The organism is Streptomyces sp. NPDC001153, assembly GCF_053598315.1.
In genome coordinates this window covers 1-13,217 of sequence record NZ_JBSFJZ010000093.1, presented here as the reverse complement: position 1 = coordinate 13,217, position 13,217 = coordinate 1, and the positions used below count along the sequence as shown (strand labels likewise).

Here is a 13,217-nt window from a genome sequence, read left to right as displayed (position 1 = left end):
CGGCCCGCCCGCGGGCGCGGGCGGCCCGCCCCCGGCGGCGCGGGGCGCGGGGGCGCGCCCCCCGCCCCCCCCCCCCCCCCCCCACGGCGGCGGCCGGGAACCGGTCCCGGTGTAACACCTGTCCGGCACTCACAGGGCCTTGTCCTACCGGGCCTTCAGGTAGTCCGGCAGCTCGACGCCCGGCGCCAGGTCGGCGTTGGGGACCGGCGCGCCGTAGCCCTTCTGCAGCGGGACGACCCCGGCCCAGTGCGGCAGGCCGAGGTCCTCCGGCTCGTCGTTCGCGTCGCCGGTGCGGAGCTTGGCCGAGACCTGGTCCAGGTCCAGCCGGATCACCGAGGTGGCGGCCAGCTCCTTCTTGTTCGCGGGCCGGGAGTCGGCGGCGCGGCCCGGCACGACGTGGTCCACCAGCGCGTCCAGGGCCAGCCGCCGCTCCTCGGGGTCGGTGACCTGGCGCGCGATGCCGTGCACCACCACGGAGCGGTAGTTGATGGAGTGGTGGAAGGCGGAGCGGGCCAGCACCAGCCCGTCCACGTGGGTGACCGTCAGGCACACCGGCAGACCCGGGTCGGCCTCGCCGGTCATCCGCAGCGGGCGGGAACCGGTGGATCCGTGCACGTACAGCCGCTCGCCGACCCGGCCGTACAGGGTCGGCAGCACCACGGGGGCGCCGTCGCGGACGAAGCCGAGGTGGCAGACGTACCCCTCGTCGAGTATCGCGTGCACCAGTTCCCTGTCGTACGACGCCCGGTCCGCGGAGCGCGTGGGCACGGTGCGGTCGGTCGGGGTGTAGGCGGCGGCCTGGGTTTCCTCGGTCGTCCCCGGCATGACGGTTCCTCCATGGGCGAGCAACGGCGATCTGGCGATCGGTATTGCACTACGGCATTGCACTAGTGCAAAATGTTCTTTGTGCTAGGAGAGTATCCCATCGAAGGGGGCGGCGCAGCCGAGATCGCGGCCAGCGTCGAGCGCGCGGTCGGTGCCGGTGAGCTGCGGCCGGGTCAACCCCTGCCCCCCATGAGGGAGTTGGCGACCCGACTGGGCGTGAACCCGAACACCGTGGCGGCCGCCTACCGCACCCTGCGCGAGCGCGGGGTGATCGAGACGGCCGGTCGCCGGGGCAGCCGGGTCCGGTCCAAGCCGGCCACCACAGGCCGCGAGGAACTGCGCGTGGAGGTCCCCGCCGGGGGCCGTGACCTGGCGGCGGGCAACCCCGACCCGGCCCTGCTGCCCCGCCTGGCCCCGGCTTTCGCCGCGGCGGCGGAGGAGGGCGACCGGCGGCCCGTCCTCTACGGCGACGACCCGGTCGACCCGGAGCTCGTCCGCACGGCCCGCGCCGAACTCGACGCCGACGGCGTCCCGGCGGGCGAGACGACCGTGACGTCCGGGTCCCTCGACGCCATCGAGCGCGTCCTCGCCGCGCACCTCAGACCGGGTGACGCGGTCGCCGTCGAGGACCCCGGCTGGGGCAGCGTCCTCGACCTGGTCCCGGCGCTGGGCCTGCGCACGCTCCCGGTCGGCATGGACGACGACGGACCACGCCCCGAAGACCTGAGGCGGGCCCTGGAGTCCGGGGCTCGCGCGCTGATCGTCACCGACCGCGCGCAGAACCCGACCGGTGCCTCGGTGACGGCCCTACGCGCGCGTGCCCTGCGCGCGGTCCTGCGCGACCACCCCCGAACCCTGCTGATCGAGGACGACCACGGCCACGGGATCGTCGACCTCCCGCTGCACCCCCTCGCGGGCGTCACCCACCACTGGGCCGTCGTCCGCTCCGCCTCCAAGGCCTACGGCCCCGACCTGCGCGTGGCGGTCGTCACCGGTGACCCGGTCACCGTCGACCGGGTACGCGGCCGCCAGCGCCTCGGTCCGGGCTGGGTGAGCCTGCTGCTGCAGCGGGCCGTGGCCCGGCTGTGGTCCGAGGGTGCGGTGGACCGGGTGAGGGTGGCGCAGGCGTACGGTGCCCGGCGGGACGCGCTGGTGGGCGCGCTGGCCGAACGCGGAGTCGCCGCCCACGGCCGCAGCGGCATGAACGTGTGGGTGCCGGTCCCCGACGAGACCGGCGCGGTGGCCCGGCTGCTGCAGGCGGGCTGGGGGGTCGCGCCGGGGGCCCGCTTCCGCCTCGACAGCGGTCCGGCGATCCGCATCACGATCTCGGCGCTCACGGAGCGGGACATCGAGTCCGTGGCCGACGCGGTGGCGGCAGCGGTACGACCGTCACCGGCGCGCGTCTACGGCTAGCGGCAAGTGGACAAGGGGCGCGGGGAGCGGCGCGACAGGCCACAACGGACCGGCACTCGCGCACGCAACCTCACGCCCCAGCCCCCCCAGGCGCTCTTCCCCCGCACTCGCGTGAGCGCTACGCGCTCTTCCGTCGCACCTGGGTGAGCGCGGCCCCCGCGAGAACGATCACCGCACCCACCGGTGTGGTCCACCGCAACGACTCCCCGAGAACGGCCACACCCGCACCCGTGGCGATGACCGGGATGAAGTAGGTGACCATCTGCGCGGTGGTGGGCCCGACTTCGGCGACCAACCCGTACTGGATCAGCACCGCCAGTCCCGTGCCCAGTGCCCCCAGCGCGGCGATCGCGAGCAGCGGAACGAGCGGGAAGTGCGCGGGGAAGCTGGTGAACAACGGTGTCACAGCGGCCAGTTGAAGCGCAGCGAGCATCAGCTGCGCGCCCGTCATCGACAGGTGGGAGTTGCCCGTCCCGGCCAGCGTCCGCCGGACGTAGATCCAGCCCACGGGGTAGCTCAGCGAGGCCAGCAGCGCCATGGCCGTACCCCTGGCGTCGAGCCCGTGGAAGCCCTGCCACGCGCCCAGGACCGTGAGGACCCCGAGGAAGCCGAGGCCGAGGCCGGCCACGCGGACCCGGGTCGGCCGGTCCTCGGAGAGCGCGACCAGGGACAGGGCCATGCCCCACAGGGGCGAGGTGGCGTTGCAGATGCCGGCCAGCGTGGACGGGATCGTCAGCTCGGAGTAGGCGAAGAGGGAGAACGGCAGGGCGTTCAGGAAGAACGCGGCGACCGCCAGGTGGCCCCAGAGCCGGGCGCCGCGCGGCAGCCTCTCCCGCTTGACCGCCATCGCCGCCGCCAGTACCGCCGTACCGAACACCAGACGCCCGAGGGTGACCTGGAAGGGTGCGTAGCCCTCCGTGCCCACCTTGATCAGCAGGAAGCTGAAGCCCCAGATCAGGGACAGCGCGCCGAAGCGGAGCCGCCAGTCGAGGCGGGGGCGGGGCCGGGTGGGGGAGGCGGACTGGGTTCTGCTCGCGGTGACCGTGCTCATGACCTCAACGATGCTGCAGGCAACCTCGTAGCACAATCTAGTTTTCTCACCGGGTACCTCTTAGAATCACTAACATGTTGAACCTGGAGCGCCTGCGCACCCTGGACGCCCTCGCCCGGCACGGCTCGGTGAGCGCCGCCGCGGACGCGCTGCACGTCACCACGTCCGCCGTCTCCCAGCAGCTGGGCAAGCTGGAGCGCGAGATCGGCCAGCGGCTGCTCGCCAAGAACGGCCGCGGAGTGCGGCTCACGGACGCCGGCCGGCTGCTGTCGGAGCACGCCGCACGCATCCTGTCGCAGGTCGAACTCGCCGAGTCGGACCTGGAGGCACATCGCGGGCAGGTCGTCGGCGAACTCAGGCTGTCCGCGTTCCCGACCGCCGCTCGCGGGCTCTTCCCGGTCGCGCTCGGGGCGCTGCGGGCCGAACACCCCGGGCTGCGGGTGCGCTCCAGCGAGCTCGAGCCGGAGCAGGGCATCGCCGGCGTCGTCCGCGGTGATCTGGACCTCGCGGTGGTCCTGGACTGGTACAACAAGCCGATGCCCGTGCCCGACGGCCTGGTCAAGGCACCCCTGCTGGACGACCCGGCCGAGGTCGCCATGCCGGCCGGGCACCGGCTCGCCGAGCGGGACGAGGTGGACCTCACCGAGTTCGCCGAGGACGAGTGGATCACCTGGGGCGAGGGCGAGTTCTGCCACGAGTGGCTGATGTTCACGCTGCGGTCCAAGGGCGTCGAGCCGATCGTCGGCCACCGCGCGGGCGAGACCCACACCCAACTCGGCCTGGTCGCCGCCGGACTGGGCGTGTGCATCGCGCCGCTGCTGGGCCGGCACCCGGTCCCGGACGGCGTGGTCCTCGTGCCGCTCAAGCAGCGGGTGCGCCGGCACGTGTACGTGGTCTGGCGAGCGGACGCCGACCGCCGCCCCTCGATCCGGGCGGCGGTGGAGGCCCTGCGCGCGGCCGCGCAGCAGGTCGGCTGAGCCCTACGGCGACCCCAGCTTGCGGAAGTCCCAGGAGACGATCTTCTCCGGGGTCAGCCGCGCCCAGGCGTGCCGGCCGTCGTGCGGCATCTCGTCCAGGCCGAAGTTCTTCCGCGCGAACAGCGTCTCGGGCGTGTCGAGTTCGGCGCACAGCTCACCGGTGCGCGGCGCCTCGCCCACGAACTCCACCCGGCCGGACAGTTCGACGCCGCGCAACTGGTCGTACTCCTCGCCCGAGTCGACCACCACGGCCACCCGCGGATCGCGGCACAGCTGCGCCCAACGCCTGCTGCGCACCACCGAGTACAGCCACAGCGAAGTGCTGTCCCAGGAGAACCACAGCGCGCTGACATGCGGGGTGCCGTCCGCCGAGACGGTCGCGACCCGGCACGTGCGCTGACTGGTGAGGAACTCGTCCAGCTCGCCGGGCGTCATCATGATCTTCCGGCCCCGGCGCTGCTGAGTGACGGTCATGCGGCCCCCTCTTCTCCCACGTCGTGCCAGAGAACTATCGTGTCCAGGTGATCCTCTGACATCACGTCAGAAAAGAAAACGGGTCGGCTGCGATACGGCCCGGCTTCGAACGGCCCGTCTTCGAAGGGGGCGCGCGCCATGCCGTCGTACGTACAGCTCAGCGAACTCCTCGACCCCGTGAGCACTGTCCTGCTCACCGTGGAATGCCAGCAGGGGGTCGTCGGCCCGGACAGCGCCCTGCCCGAACTCGCCCGCGAGGCCCGCTCCTCCGGCGCGCTGCGCAATGTGGCCCGGCTGGTCGCCGCCGCCCACGAGACCGGAGTCCAGGTCGTCCACGCGCTCGCCGAGCGCCGCCCGGACGGCCGGGGCTCGAGCCGCAACGCCCGGCTGTTCCGGGCCGCCGAACGGCTGCCCGTGCAGCAGCTGTCGGGCACCACCGCGGTGCGCGTCGCGCCGCCCATCGAGGTCACCGAGGAGGACTTCGTCGTACGGCGGCTGCACGGTCTGTCACCGATCCACGGCACCGACGTCGACGCCCTGCTGCGCAACCTCGGCTGCCGCACGCTGGTCGTCACCGGTGTCTCCGCCAATGTGGCGATACCCAACGCCGTGTTCGACGCGGTCAACCTGGGCTACACCGCCGTCGTCCCGGCCGACGCCGTCGCGGGGGTGCCCGCCGACTACACTCCCGCGATGATCCGGCACACCCTCGCGCTGGTCGCCACGGTCTCGACCACCGACGAGGTGCTCGCCTGTCTCCAACGGCCGCGCGGGCGGGCGTGAGACGGCTCAGGCCAGCTTGATCTCGTCGCCGGAGACGGTGATCTTCGCCGCGGGCAGCGGCTGGGTCGCGGGCCCCTGCTTCACACTGCCGTCCTCGGCGGAGAAGTGGCTGTTGTGGCACGGGCACACGATCACGCCGTTCGCCACGCTGCCCACGGCACACCCCTGGTGGGTGCACTTGGACGAGAACGCCTTGTACTGGCCCGCCGCCGGCTGGGTCACCACGACACCCTGGTCCTTGAAGACCTTGCCACCGCCCTCGGGGATGTCGGAGGTCTTGGCGAGCGCGGTGCCGCCGGCGGAGCCACCGCTGTTCTGCGAGGAACCGGTTGAACCGGTGGTTCCGGAGGAACCGGTGGAGCCGGTTGTTCCGGAGGAACCGGCCCCGGTGTTCGCCGTGTCGGACGAGTTGTCGCCCGAACCGCAGGCGGTCAGCGCGGCGGCGAGGCCCGCCGCTCCGGCCGCCGCCACGACGGTACGGCGGGCGGGTCCGGTGGCCGGCTGGGGCGATGCGCTGGTCATGTGGGGCTTCCCTTCCGCGGAGCTTCTCGTGATCCGTCCAGGGGTACGGCGCCCGGGCGCCACCCGTTCAGACGGGCACCCAGATCCTTGCCGTCCGGGCATGAAATGGCCGTAAGCCACAGCTGTCGGTCTGCTGTCGGCCCCACCCCGTCCGGCCTGTCGGCCCCACCCCAGTAACCTGGGGCGATGCTCAAGGAAGTCACCGCGACCCGCTACATCGCGCCTCTGCGTGAGGGGGGCTCGCTGCCGGGGCTCGTCGAGGCCGACGACTTCGGGACCTACGTCCTGAAGTTCACCGGCGCCGGACAGGGCCGCAAGACACTGGTCGCCGAGGTGGTGTGCGGCGAGCTCGCCCGCCGCCTCGGACTCCGGATGCCCCGGCTGGTCACCGTCCGGCTGGATCCGGTGCTCGGTCTCGGCGAACCCGAACAGCAGGTCCAGGACCTGCTCAGGTCCAGCGGCGGCACCAACCTCGGCATGGACTTCCTCTCCGGCGCCCTCGGCTACGACCCGCTCGCCTTCCCGGTGAGCCCCTCGGAGGCCGGCCGGATCGTCTGGTTCGACGCGCTGATCAACAACGTGGACCGGTCCTGGCGCAATCCCAACCTCCTGGTGCACCGCGGCGAGCTCTGGCTCATCGACCACGGCGCGACCATGATCTGGCACCACAACTGGCCCTCCGCCGAGGCCTCGGCGGCCCGCCCCTACGACGCCTCCGACCACGCCCTCGCCCGCTTCGCCCCGGACGTCGCCGCCGCGGCGGCCGACCTGGCACCGCGGGTCACCGCTGACCTGCTCGCCGAGGTCACGGCCGAGATCCCCGACGCCTGGCTCACCGACGAGCCCGGCTTCGACACCCCGGACGACCTGCGCCGGGCCTACGCCGGGCCGCTGCTCGCGCGGGCCGGGGTCGTCCACGAACGCATCACCGGCATCGAGGGGACCAAGTGAGCGAGACCCACATCCACATGGCCGGCCATGTCACCGAGCGGCACATCACCCGGGCGGGGCAGGGCGGCGACCGGGACGTGTTCGAGTACGCGCTGCTGCGGGTCGTACCGCGCGTGGAGCGCGGCGAGTGCATCAACGCCGGCGTCGTCGTCTACAGCCGTGCGCAGGGCTACGTCGGCGCCCGCACCCACCTGGACGAGGCCCGGCTGCTCGCCCTGGACCCGGAGGCGGACGTGGCCGGGATCCGGGCGGTGCTCGGCGCGGTCGAGCGCCACTGCGCGGGCGGTGCTCAGGCCGGGCAGGCGGCCGGGGACGACGCCGGGCGCCGCTTCCGCTGGCTGATCGCGCCCCGCTCCACGATCGTCCAGCCCGGTCCCGTGCACACCGGCCTGACCACGGACCCGGCGGCCGAGACGGAGCGGTTGCTGGACCTCTTGGTGAGGTAATGGATCACACCGTGCACGAGCTCGTCAGTGGGCCTTCCACTTCGCATTGTCCGGAATCGTCTTGTCAGGCACTCGCACCTGGATGATGGACGGGCCGCTGGAGTTCTCCAGTGCACCCGTCACGGCATCGCTCAGCTCCCTGTACGTGCCGACTTCCCATCCCTGGCAGCCGAAGACCTCTGCCAGCCTGCTGTAGTCCCACCGGTGCAGCAGGCAGGGCTTGTAGAACGGCTCGTCGGAATGGAATACCGCCGCGTCAGCCAGCCACTGCTCTACGGCGTACACGCCGTTGTCGATGACGAAGATGATCGGGTCGAGGCCGAACCGGGTCTGTGTCGAGAGGCACTGGGCGGTCATCTGGAAACCGCCGTCCCCCGAGAACACCATGACCTTGTGGCCGGGACCCTTTGCCAGGCAGATGCCCGTCGCAGCGGGCCCGCTGTAACCGATCGACGAGTAGGACGACTGAACGATGAACCCTCCCGGGCTGGGGATGTCGAGCAGCAGACTCCCGAAGTAGTTCATGCTCGCGTCGGCGCTGACGATGGTGTTCCTGTCGATGTACTGCTGGATGTAGTTGTAGAACCCCTGGTACGTGACGACATCGGTCGCGCTCACGGCCGGCACGCTGCGAGCCGGCTTTTCCGGCAGTTTCCGTTCCTTGGGCGCGATCTTCTCCGCCAGGATGCCGTCGATCAGGTGCTCGAGCGCGACCTGGCCGCCGAAGTACGTTCCGAACTTGACCGCGTCCATCGACGCGAACGCGGTCTTGTCGTAGTCGGGGTCCCAGCCCAGGGAGTTGATGTCCGTCAGCCACACGCCGAGGGCCAGTATGAAGTCGGACGCGTCGGCCAGATCCGTCACGGTGGTCGATGATGCCTGGCCGTCGAGGACGCCGACGAAGAGCCCGTCGTCCTCGGAAAGGACGGACTTGCTGAGGAGTTCCGTGACGAACGGGACGTTCAGTTGCTGGATCAGGCTCATGGCCTTGTCCTGAAGGCCGAGCCGGTCGATCTCCACGCCGAGCCAGATGAGTGGGTTCTCGGCGCTCTCGAGTTGTGCGGAGATCCGTGTGACCGACTGTTCCAGGCTGGTCTCGTCCGACAGGGTCCTGGCCGGCTTCAGCACGCCCCTCGGCGGCTCGCACTCCAGGTCGACCATGTCCTGGAGCAGCTCGACATAGATCGGGCGCCGTTCGGTGATGCACTGGGTCAGTGCGTAATCTATCAGCGTCGGCGCGAGGTCCGGATTGTCGATCCGTATGGCTGCGACCGTCAGGTGCTCGAACGACTGAAGATCCGTCTGGCGTCCGCTGATGAAGTGATGCGCGCTGTAGCCGGTCTGCTCGAAGGTGATGGTCTTCTTCACGCTCGGTGTGCCGTTGATCAGCACGAGCGGCACCTTCTCGACATAGGCACCGGCAACCGCGTTCACCGCACACAAGGCGCCTGCCGAGTAGGTGACACAGAGGGCGCCGATTCCCTTCAGCCTTGCGTAGCCGTCCGCCGCGTAGCCGGCGTTCACCTCGTTGACTTCCTCGACGATCTGAACGCCGCTCGGCGCGACGTAGTGGTTCAGCCACTCGATGGAATAGTCTCCCGCGATGGCGAACAGGTGGTCCAACCCGAGTTGGCGGAGCCGGTCCACCAGGTACTGTCCTACAGTGCAGCCCTCGTTCATGGTGGGAACACCTCCGTGGTCAGTAGTCGCTCGCGCCGCCGAACAGCCGGGGCATGTAGATGTCGAAGATCCCCGGGCACTTGCGTTCCGGGTACCGCTTTAGCAGGAAGTTCTTGAAGGCGTCGTCCGTCAGCCCATTGCCGATTGCCTGTCGGGCGGCAGCGAGGTACTCGATGTTGCGTGCGACTTCGTTCTTGTCGGCCGGCAGGCCGTGGCCCGGCATGAACAGCTCGTAGTCCGACAGCAGCATCCCCTGCAGCACCCGCATCCAGTGGTCCATGTGTTTCGTCAGGTACAGATGGGTGCCGCTGTAGACCAGGTCCTGAGTGAAGTACACGCCTGCCTCTGGAAGCCTGAGGGTGAGGTGGTAGTCGATCTCGGTGTCCGTCACCCGGTCGAAGACGTACCTGACCCCGTCGATCGTCTCTTCACCGGGTCTTGCGACTTCCTTGGGAACGACCACGCGCTCCGGGGCGAGGTCACCGAGTTTCCAGTGGTCGCTCCTCGAGTCTTCCCCATGCTCCTGGATGAAGGTCATGGTCTCGGACAACGCGTAGACCGTGATGTCGGTGAACGCAGTCCCCACACCGAACCAGTGGTCGGGGTGCCGGTGAGAGAGGTACAGCCTTTCGATCGGCTTGCCCAGGCTGTCCGCGTAGTCCCTGAACGCCCTTGCATAAGGCACGAGAAACTGCGCGTCGACGAGAACCAGCTGGTTCCTGGTCTCGATGATGTGTGTGGCGTTCGCGATGTTGTCGTACGCGAAGGACGCGACGAAGGTATGGATGCGGACATCGTCCGTCTGCTTCACGACCATGGCGATGGGATCTGACACCTGGGCTAGCATTCGAGGCCCCTTCGGGGTTGTGCGGTCCGCTCTCGCAGTTCCTCCAACGCGGCCCTCGCGACGTCGTAGGCGCTGTCCCTGCCGGGCACCGGATCGTCCTCGCCGGGCCGCCAGAAGCGCCGGCGTGCCATGCGCATGGAGTTGACGAACGGTGGGATCGCGTTGAACACTTCGATCAGGTACGGCCCGCGGTACACCGGCTCGATCTCGTTCGAGATGATGTCCCACGGGATCCAGCTGTCCTTCACCGCTCCCCGGTCGGGCGCGGATATATGGACGTAGTAGAGCCGGTCCTGCTGCGTCGCTCGTGCGACGTTTTTCTTGAAGACCGAGGGACCCTGGCTTTCCATCACGACCTGCGCGGTGTCGATCGTCACGCCACCTTGCGGGTGCTCGAGGCCCTCGAGGAAGTCCAGTACCTCCGACACCATGTTGGGTGGCGGTGTCTCCCAGCTCTTGACGGGCTCGATGGCGAGCCTCACTTCTTGCGCCACGGCGTACTCCACCAGCTCTTCGAAGACGGAACGGGCTGCGTCAAAGCGAGGCTTCATCCAGTCCTGCAGGGCGTCGCTCCAGATCGGCTCATCGGTGTCCGTGACCGGAAAGATCCCGTAGGGGTAGAGGAAGGGCCCGGACATGATCGAGTCGCCGCCCAGGACCCGTGTGATGTCGACGCGTGACTTGAGGTAGGACAGGGCTTGCCTGCGCTGCTCCTCGTAGGGCGATGTCGGGTCGAAGGTCCGGGTGGTCCCGACGTTGGTGGTGAACTTCACCTCCCCCAGCCCCGCCTTGTCGAACTCCTTCTTGAGAGCGACGTAGCGGTCGGTCTCGAGCTTGTGATCGACGGTCGTGGGCTGGGCGGCGATATGCACGTCGAAGCCGTCGTAGCCCATGTCGGTGAGGGTCCTGAGGTGATCGATCAGGACCCGCGTGTACCGGGCGTCCAGCGGGCGCAGATCGGCCGTGAACATGAAGAAGCTGAAGTAGACGTCTCGTCCGAGTATCGCGTTCATCGTCACCAACCCAGGACATCTGTGAGGTAGGCGCGGGCCTTCTTGGCGTACTCGAGCGGGACGGCCTTGTTCGGGTCCTGCTCGGCTTCCACAACCAGCCAGCCCCGGTAATCGGCGTCGGCCAGCACCTCGAGGATGGGCCGGAAGTCGATCGCGCCGTCTCCGGGCACGGTGAAGACGCCCAGCTCGATGGCCTCCTGGAAAGAGAGGCCTTCTTCGCGCACCCGGCTGACGACTTCGGGCCGGATGCTCTTCAGGTGGACATGGCCGATGCGGTCGGCGTAGGCCCTGGCCACCTCCAGCGGGTCGTCGCCGGCGAAGGCCAGGTGCCCGGTGTCGAGCAGCAGGTGGACCAGGGCCGGATCGGTCGACGCCATCAGCCGGTCGATGTCGGCGCGGGTCATGACGCCCGTGCCCATGTGGTGGTGGTAGCTGAGTTTCATCCCGGCCGAGCCGGCGATCTTGCCGAGCTCGTCCAGGCCCGACGTGAGGGCGTCCCACTGGGCGTCGGTGAAGACCGGGCGGTTGGCGAACACATCGACCGGGAGCAGGTGTGACGAAGCTCCGAACTCGGCCACCACCAGCTCATCGCCGCCCAGCGCCTTGATATGGGCCAGGGTCTCCTCGAAAGCGGCGATGGTCTTCTGCCGCATGTTGCCGATCGTGAAGTACGTGCTCGTCCAGGGCTCGGACACACTCAGGCCGCGTAGAGCGAGGGCGGCCTTGAGCTCTCCGGCATCCGAGGGGTACTTGTGTCCGATGCTGCAGCCCTGGAAGCCGGCGAGCGCCATCTCGCTCACGGCCTGGCCGAAGGAGATTCCGGCGTCGATGGTGGGGAAGTCGTCGTTCCACCACAGGGTGCAGCAGACGCCGAGCTTCACCTTCTCCGGGCTGAGGCGGTCGGCCAGATCCGTCATCTCGTCGCCTCTTTCAGGTAGCCGTCCGCGATGCGGGGTGGCTGGGCCCAGGAGCCGTATCCGGGTGCCTTGGCACCTGGCGGATTGGCGCCGATGGCTCGCCACAGCAGCCCTTCCTGGTAGGAAGCGGCGGTGACCGTGGAGGTGCCTGACGCCGTGTCGGACCCGTAGCGGTCGGTCCACTCGGGCGGCAGCGCGTACCACATCCCGGCGTACCAGAGCTTGATCACATTGCGGGCCACGGGGCCGAGCCGGTCGTCGCTGAAGATCCGGTGGCGCAGGGCCCGGTCGAACCGAGCTGCGTCGATCGGAGTTCGGGCGTTGCTCGCGACATCGACGGCCGCGTCGGCCCGGGCTGCCCGGTGGGCGTCCAGGAGGGCGGTGACGACCTCGTCGCCGCAGGCGGTCCGCACTTTGGCCAGGTAGTCGTAAGCCATGCCGGTGCCGAGCAGATCGGTCTCCGCGAAGGCGGTCAGGTCGACCGACAGGGAGATGAATTCCTCGAACGACGGGCCGGTCATCGTGTCACCGCCTGGGTCTTCTCACCTGCACCCGGTGAGGTCTGCGGTTCGGATCCGACCGCGGCCGGGATCTCGAAGGTGGGGGCCGCGTGCAGGCCGTCGCTGCCCGGCAGGGGGTTGCACACCAGCCGGTTGAAGCCGTCGCGCAGGCGGAACATCGCGCAGACGGCGTCCTGCATCAGGCTTGGCCGCCCGTTGAACGCCTTGGTGAGCAGGGCGAGGAGGGCACCGTAGTCGGCGTTGAAGTCCCGGGCGGTACGGGCGAGTTCCGATCCGGGCGGGAAGTCGGCCAGCCGGGCACTGACCTTCACCTTGTACACATCGTCCCAGGAGATGCTCAGCGAAGGCCCCGATGGTGCATCGGGTTTGTCACCCGGCTGGTAGTAGCGGCCGAGCTGCAGTTGCCGGAATCGGTAGTAGTGGGCCAGCTCGCCGTCCGCGTCGTAGATGCCTGAGTCGAGGCCTTCGCCCTGAGCGGCGATGAATCGGAGGGCCTGCCGGGCCGAGTCCAGATCGGAGACGACGATCACCGCGCCGCCGCCGGAGTAGTAGTACTCGGGCCCCACCTGCAGGGCCGGACTCCCGCAGAAGAGCCCGGGGTCGTCGGCCGCGACCTTTTCGAGTCCTTCGATGATCTCCTCGTAGAACTCGCCGATGCTGTAGAAGCGCATCCCCTCGACCGTCGGGCTGGAGGCCAGGAGCGGCCTCCCGCTGTCCGTCGTGCGCACCAGCCGTGCGTCGGCGCTGGGGGCCTTGCCCGGCCGTTCGATCTTGCAGAACGTCTCCACCGCCTCGGG

The 13,217-nt window shown here is 69.6% G+C and carries 15 protein-coding genes; 5 read left to right on the top strand and 10 right to left on the bottom strand.

Features of this window, described 5'->3' with window-relative positions; all coding sequences use genetic code 11:
• Positions 1 to 144: 144 nt before the first annotated feature.
• On the bottom strand, positions 145 to 825 hold the full coding sequence (locus ACWDEN_RS46855) for a pyridoxamine 5'-phosphate oxidase family protein (RefSeq protein WP_450864170.1): 681 nt from the start codon (positions 823 to 825) through the stop codon (positions 145 to 147).
• Between the two features lie 81 nt (positions 826 to 906).
• Between ACWDEN_RS46855 and ACWDEN_RS46850 the strand changes: the two genes are divergently transcribed.
• Positions 907 to 2,238 carry an aminotransferase class I/II-fold pyridoxal phosphate-dependent enzyme gene (locus ACWDEN_RS46850; protein WP_450864168.1) on the top strand — a complete coding sequence of 444 codons (1,332 nt, stop codon included), beginning with the start codon at positions 907 to 909 and terminating at the stop codon, positions 2,236 to 2,238.
• A gap of 118 nt (positions 2,239 to 2,356) precedes the next feature.
• Here ACWDEN_RS46850 and ACWDEN_RS46845 read toward each other — a convergent pair whose 3' ends face one another.
• Positions 2,357 to 3,289, bottom strand: coding sequence for a DMT family transporter (locus ACWDEN_RS46845; RefSeq protein WP_351623247.1), 933 nt, complete (start codon positions 3,287 to 3,289; stop codon positions 2,357 to 2,359).
• Between the two features lie 74 nt (positions 3,290 to 3,363).
• Between ACWDEN_RS46845 and ACWDEN_RS46840 the strand changes: the two genes are divergently transcribed.
• Entirely contained in the window at positions 3,364 to 4,266 is a 903-nt protein-coding gene (locus tag ACWDEN_RS46840) for a LysR family transcriptional regulator (protein ID WP_450864165.1), read from the top strand.
• Positions 4,267 to 4,269: 3 nt separating this feature from the next.
• Here the strand turns inward: ACWDEN_RS46840 and ACWDEN_RS46835 are convergent, their stop codons facing one another.
• Positions 4,270 to 4,740 carry a pyridoxamine 5'-phosphate oxidase family protein gene (locus tag ACWDEN_RS46835; RefSeq protein ID WP_450864163.1) on the bottom strand — a complete coding sequence of 157 codons (471 nt, stop codon included), beginning with the start codon at positions 4,738 to 4,740 and terminating at the stop codon, positions 4,270 to 4,272.
• 138 nt (positions 4,741 to 4,878) lie between these two features.
• Here ACWDEN_RS46835 and ACWDEN_RS46830 point away from each other — a divergent pair, with 138 nt between their 5' ends.
• Positions 4,879 to 5,523 (top strand): cysteine hydrolase, encoded by a 645-nt coding sequence (locus ACWDEN_RS46830; protein ID WP_450864162.1) that lies wholly within the window; start codon positions 4,879 to 4,881, stop codon positions 5,521 to 5,523.
• Positions 5,524 to 5,529: 6 nt separating this feature from the next.
• On the opposite strand, the gene ACWDEN_RS46825 is transcribed toward ACWDEN_RS46830, so the two are convergent.
• Entirely contained in the window at positions 5,530 to 6,045 is a 516-nt protein-coding gene (locus ACWDEN_RS46825; protein ID WP_450864160.1) for a Rieske (2Fe-2S) protein, read from the bottom strand.
• A 186-nt stretch (positions 6,046 to 6,231) separates the two neighbouring features.
• Here ACWDEN_RS46825 and ACWDEN_RS46820 point away from each other — a divergent pair, with 186 nt between their 5' ends.
• Both ACWDEN_RS46820 and ACWDEN_RS46815 read left to right on the top strand, forming a co-directional pair.
• Entirely contained in the window at positions 6,232 to 6,996 is a 765-nt protein-coding gene (locus ACWDEN_RS46820) for a HipA family kinase (protein WP_450864158.1), read from the top strand.
• Complete coding sequence (locus ACWDEN_RS46815; protein ID WP_450864156.1) at positions 6,993 to 7,442, top strand: DUF3037 domain-containing protein; 450 nt, start codon at positions 6,993 to 6,995, stop codon at positions 7,440 to 7,442. Before ACWDEN_RS46820 ends, ACWDEN_RS46815 begins: the two co-directional genes overlap by 4 nt.
• Before the next feature lie 24 nt (positions 7,443 to 7,466).
• Here the strand turns inward: ACWDEN_RS46815 and ACWDEN_RS46810 are convergent, their stop codons facing one another.
• The 6 genes from ACWDEN_RS46810 to ACWDEN_RS46785 form a co-directional block, all read right to left on the bottom strand.
• On the bottom strand, positions 7,467 to 9,122 hold the full coding sequence (locus tag ACWDEN_RS46810; protein ID WP_450864154.1) for an alpha-keto acid decarboxylase family protein: 1,656 nt from the start codon (positions 9,120 to 9,122) through the stop codon (positions 7,467 to 7,469).
• A gap of 19 nt (positions 9,123 to 9,141) precedes the next feature.
• A complete protein-coding gene (locus ACWDEN_RS46805) occupies positions 9,142 to 9,933 on the bottom strand; it encodes an MBL fold metallo-hydrolase (RefSeq protein ID WP_450864153.1) in 792 nt (263 codons plus the stop codon).
• A gap of 29 nt (positions 9,934 to 9,962) precedes the next feature.
• Positions 9,963 to 10,982 (bottom strand): sugar phosphate isomerase/epimerase family protein, encoded by a 1,020-nt coding sequence (locus ACWDEN_RS46800; RefSeq protein ID WP_450864151.1) that lies wholly within the window; start codon positions 10,980 to 10,982, stop codon positions 9,963 to 9,965.
• Positions 10,983 to 10,984: 2 nt separating this feature from the next.
• Positions 10,985 to 11,899: a myo-inosose-2 dehydratase gene (gene iolE / locus ACWDEN_RS46795; protein ID WP_450864149.1), complete on the bottom strand. Its 915-nt coding sequence runs from the start codon at positions 11,897 to 11,899 to the stop codon at positions 10,985 to 10,987.
• Positions 11,896 to 12,420, bottom strand: coding sequence for a hypothetical protein (locus tag ACWDEN_RS46790; RefSeq protein WP_450864147.1), 525 nt, complete (start codon positions 12,418 to 12,420; stop codon positions 11,896 to 11,898). The genes iolE and ACWDEN_RS46790 overlap by 4 nt, the downstream gene beginning before the upstream one ends.
• Positions 12,417 to 13,217, bottom strand: an 801-nt coding sequence (locus tag ACWDEN_RS46785; protein WP_450864145.1) for a ferritin-like domain-containing protein, incomplete at its 5' end; no start/stop codon positions are given. The genes ACWDEN_RS46785 and ACWDEN_RS46790, both read right to left, overlap by 4 nt.

What these genes read in the sequence shown, in the direction of transcription:
- ACWDEN_RS46855 (WP_450864170.1), bottom strand. Translation starts at nt 825, where the DNA reads ATGCCGGGGACGACCGAGGAAACCCAGGCCGCCGCCTACACCCCGACC.
- ACWDEN_RS46845 (WP_351623247.1), bottom strand. Translation starts at nt 3,289, where the DNA reads ATGAGCACGGTCACCGCGAGCAGAACCCAGTCCGCCTCCCCCACCCGG.
- ACWDEN_RS46840 (WP_450864165.1), top strand. Translation starts at nt 3,364, where the DNA reads ATGTTGAACCTGGAGCGCCTGCGCACCCTGGACGCCCTCGCCCGGCAC.
- ACWDEN_RS46835 (WP_450864163.1), bottom strand. Translation starts at nt 4,740, where the DNA reads ATGACCGTCACTCAGCAGCGCCGGGGCCGGAAGATCATGATGACGCCC.
- ACWDEN_RS46830 (WP_450864162.1), top strand. Translation starts at nt 4,879, where the DNA reads ATGCCGTCGTACGTACAGCTCAGCGAACTCCTCGACCCCGTGAGCACT.
- ACWDEN_RS46825 (WP_450864160.1), bottom strand. Translation starts at nt 6,045, where the DNA reads ATGACCAGCGCATCGCCCCAGCCGGCCACCGGACCCGCCCGCCGTACC.
- ACWDEN_RS46820 (WP_450864158.1), top strand. Translation starts at nt 6,232, where the DNA reads ATGCTCAAGGAAGTCACCGCGACCCGCTACATCGCGCCTCTGCGTGAG.
- ACWDEN_RS46810 (WP_450864154.1), bottom strand. Translation starts at nt 9,122, where the DNA reads ATGAACGAGGGCTGCACTGTAGGACAGTACCTGGTGGACCGGCTCCGC.
- ACWDEN_RS46800 (WP_450864151.1), bottom strand. Translation starts at nt 10,982, where the DNA reads ATGAACGCGATACTCGGACGAGACGTCTACTTCAGCTTCTTCATGTTC.
- iolE (WP_450864149.1), bottom strand. Translation starts at nt 11,899, where the DNA reads ATGACGGATCTGGCCGACCGCCTCAGCCCGGAGAAGGTGAAGCTCGGC.
- ACWDEN_RS46790 (WP_450864147.1), bottom strand. Translation starts at nt 12,420, where the DNA reads ATGACCGGCCCGTCGTTCGAGGAATTCATCTCCCTGTCGGTCGACCTG.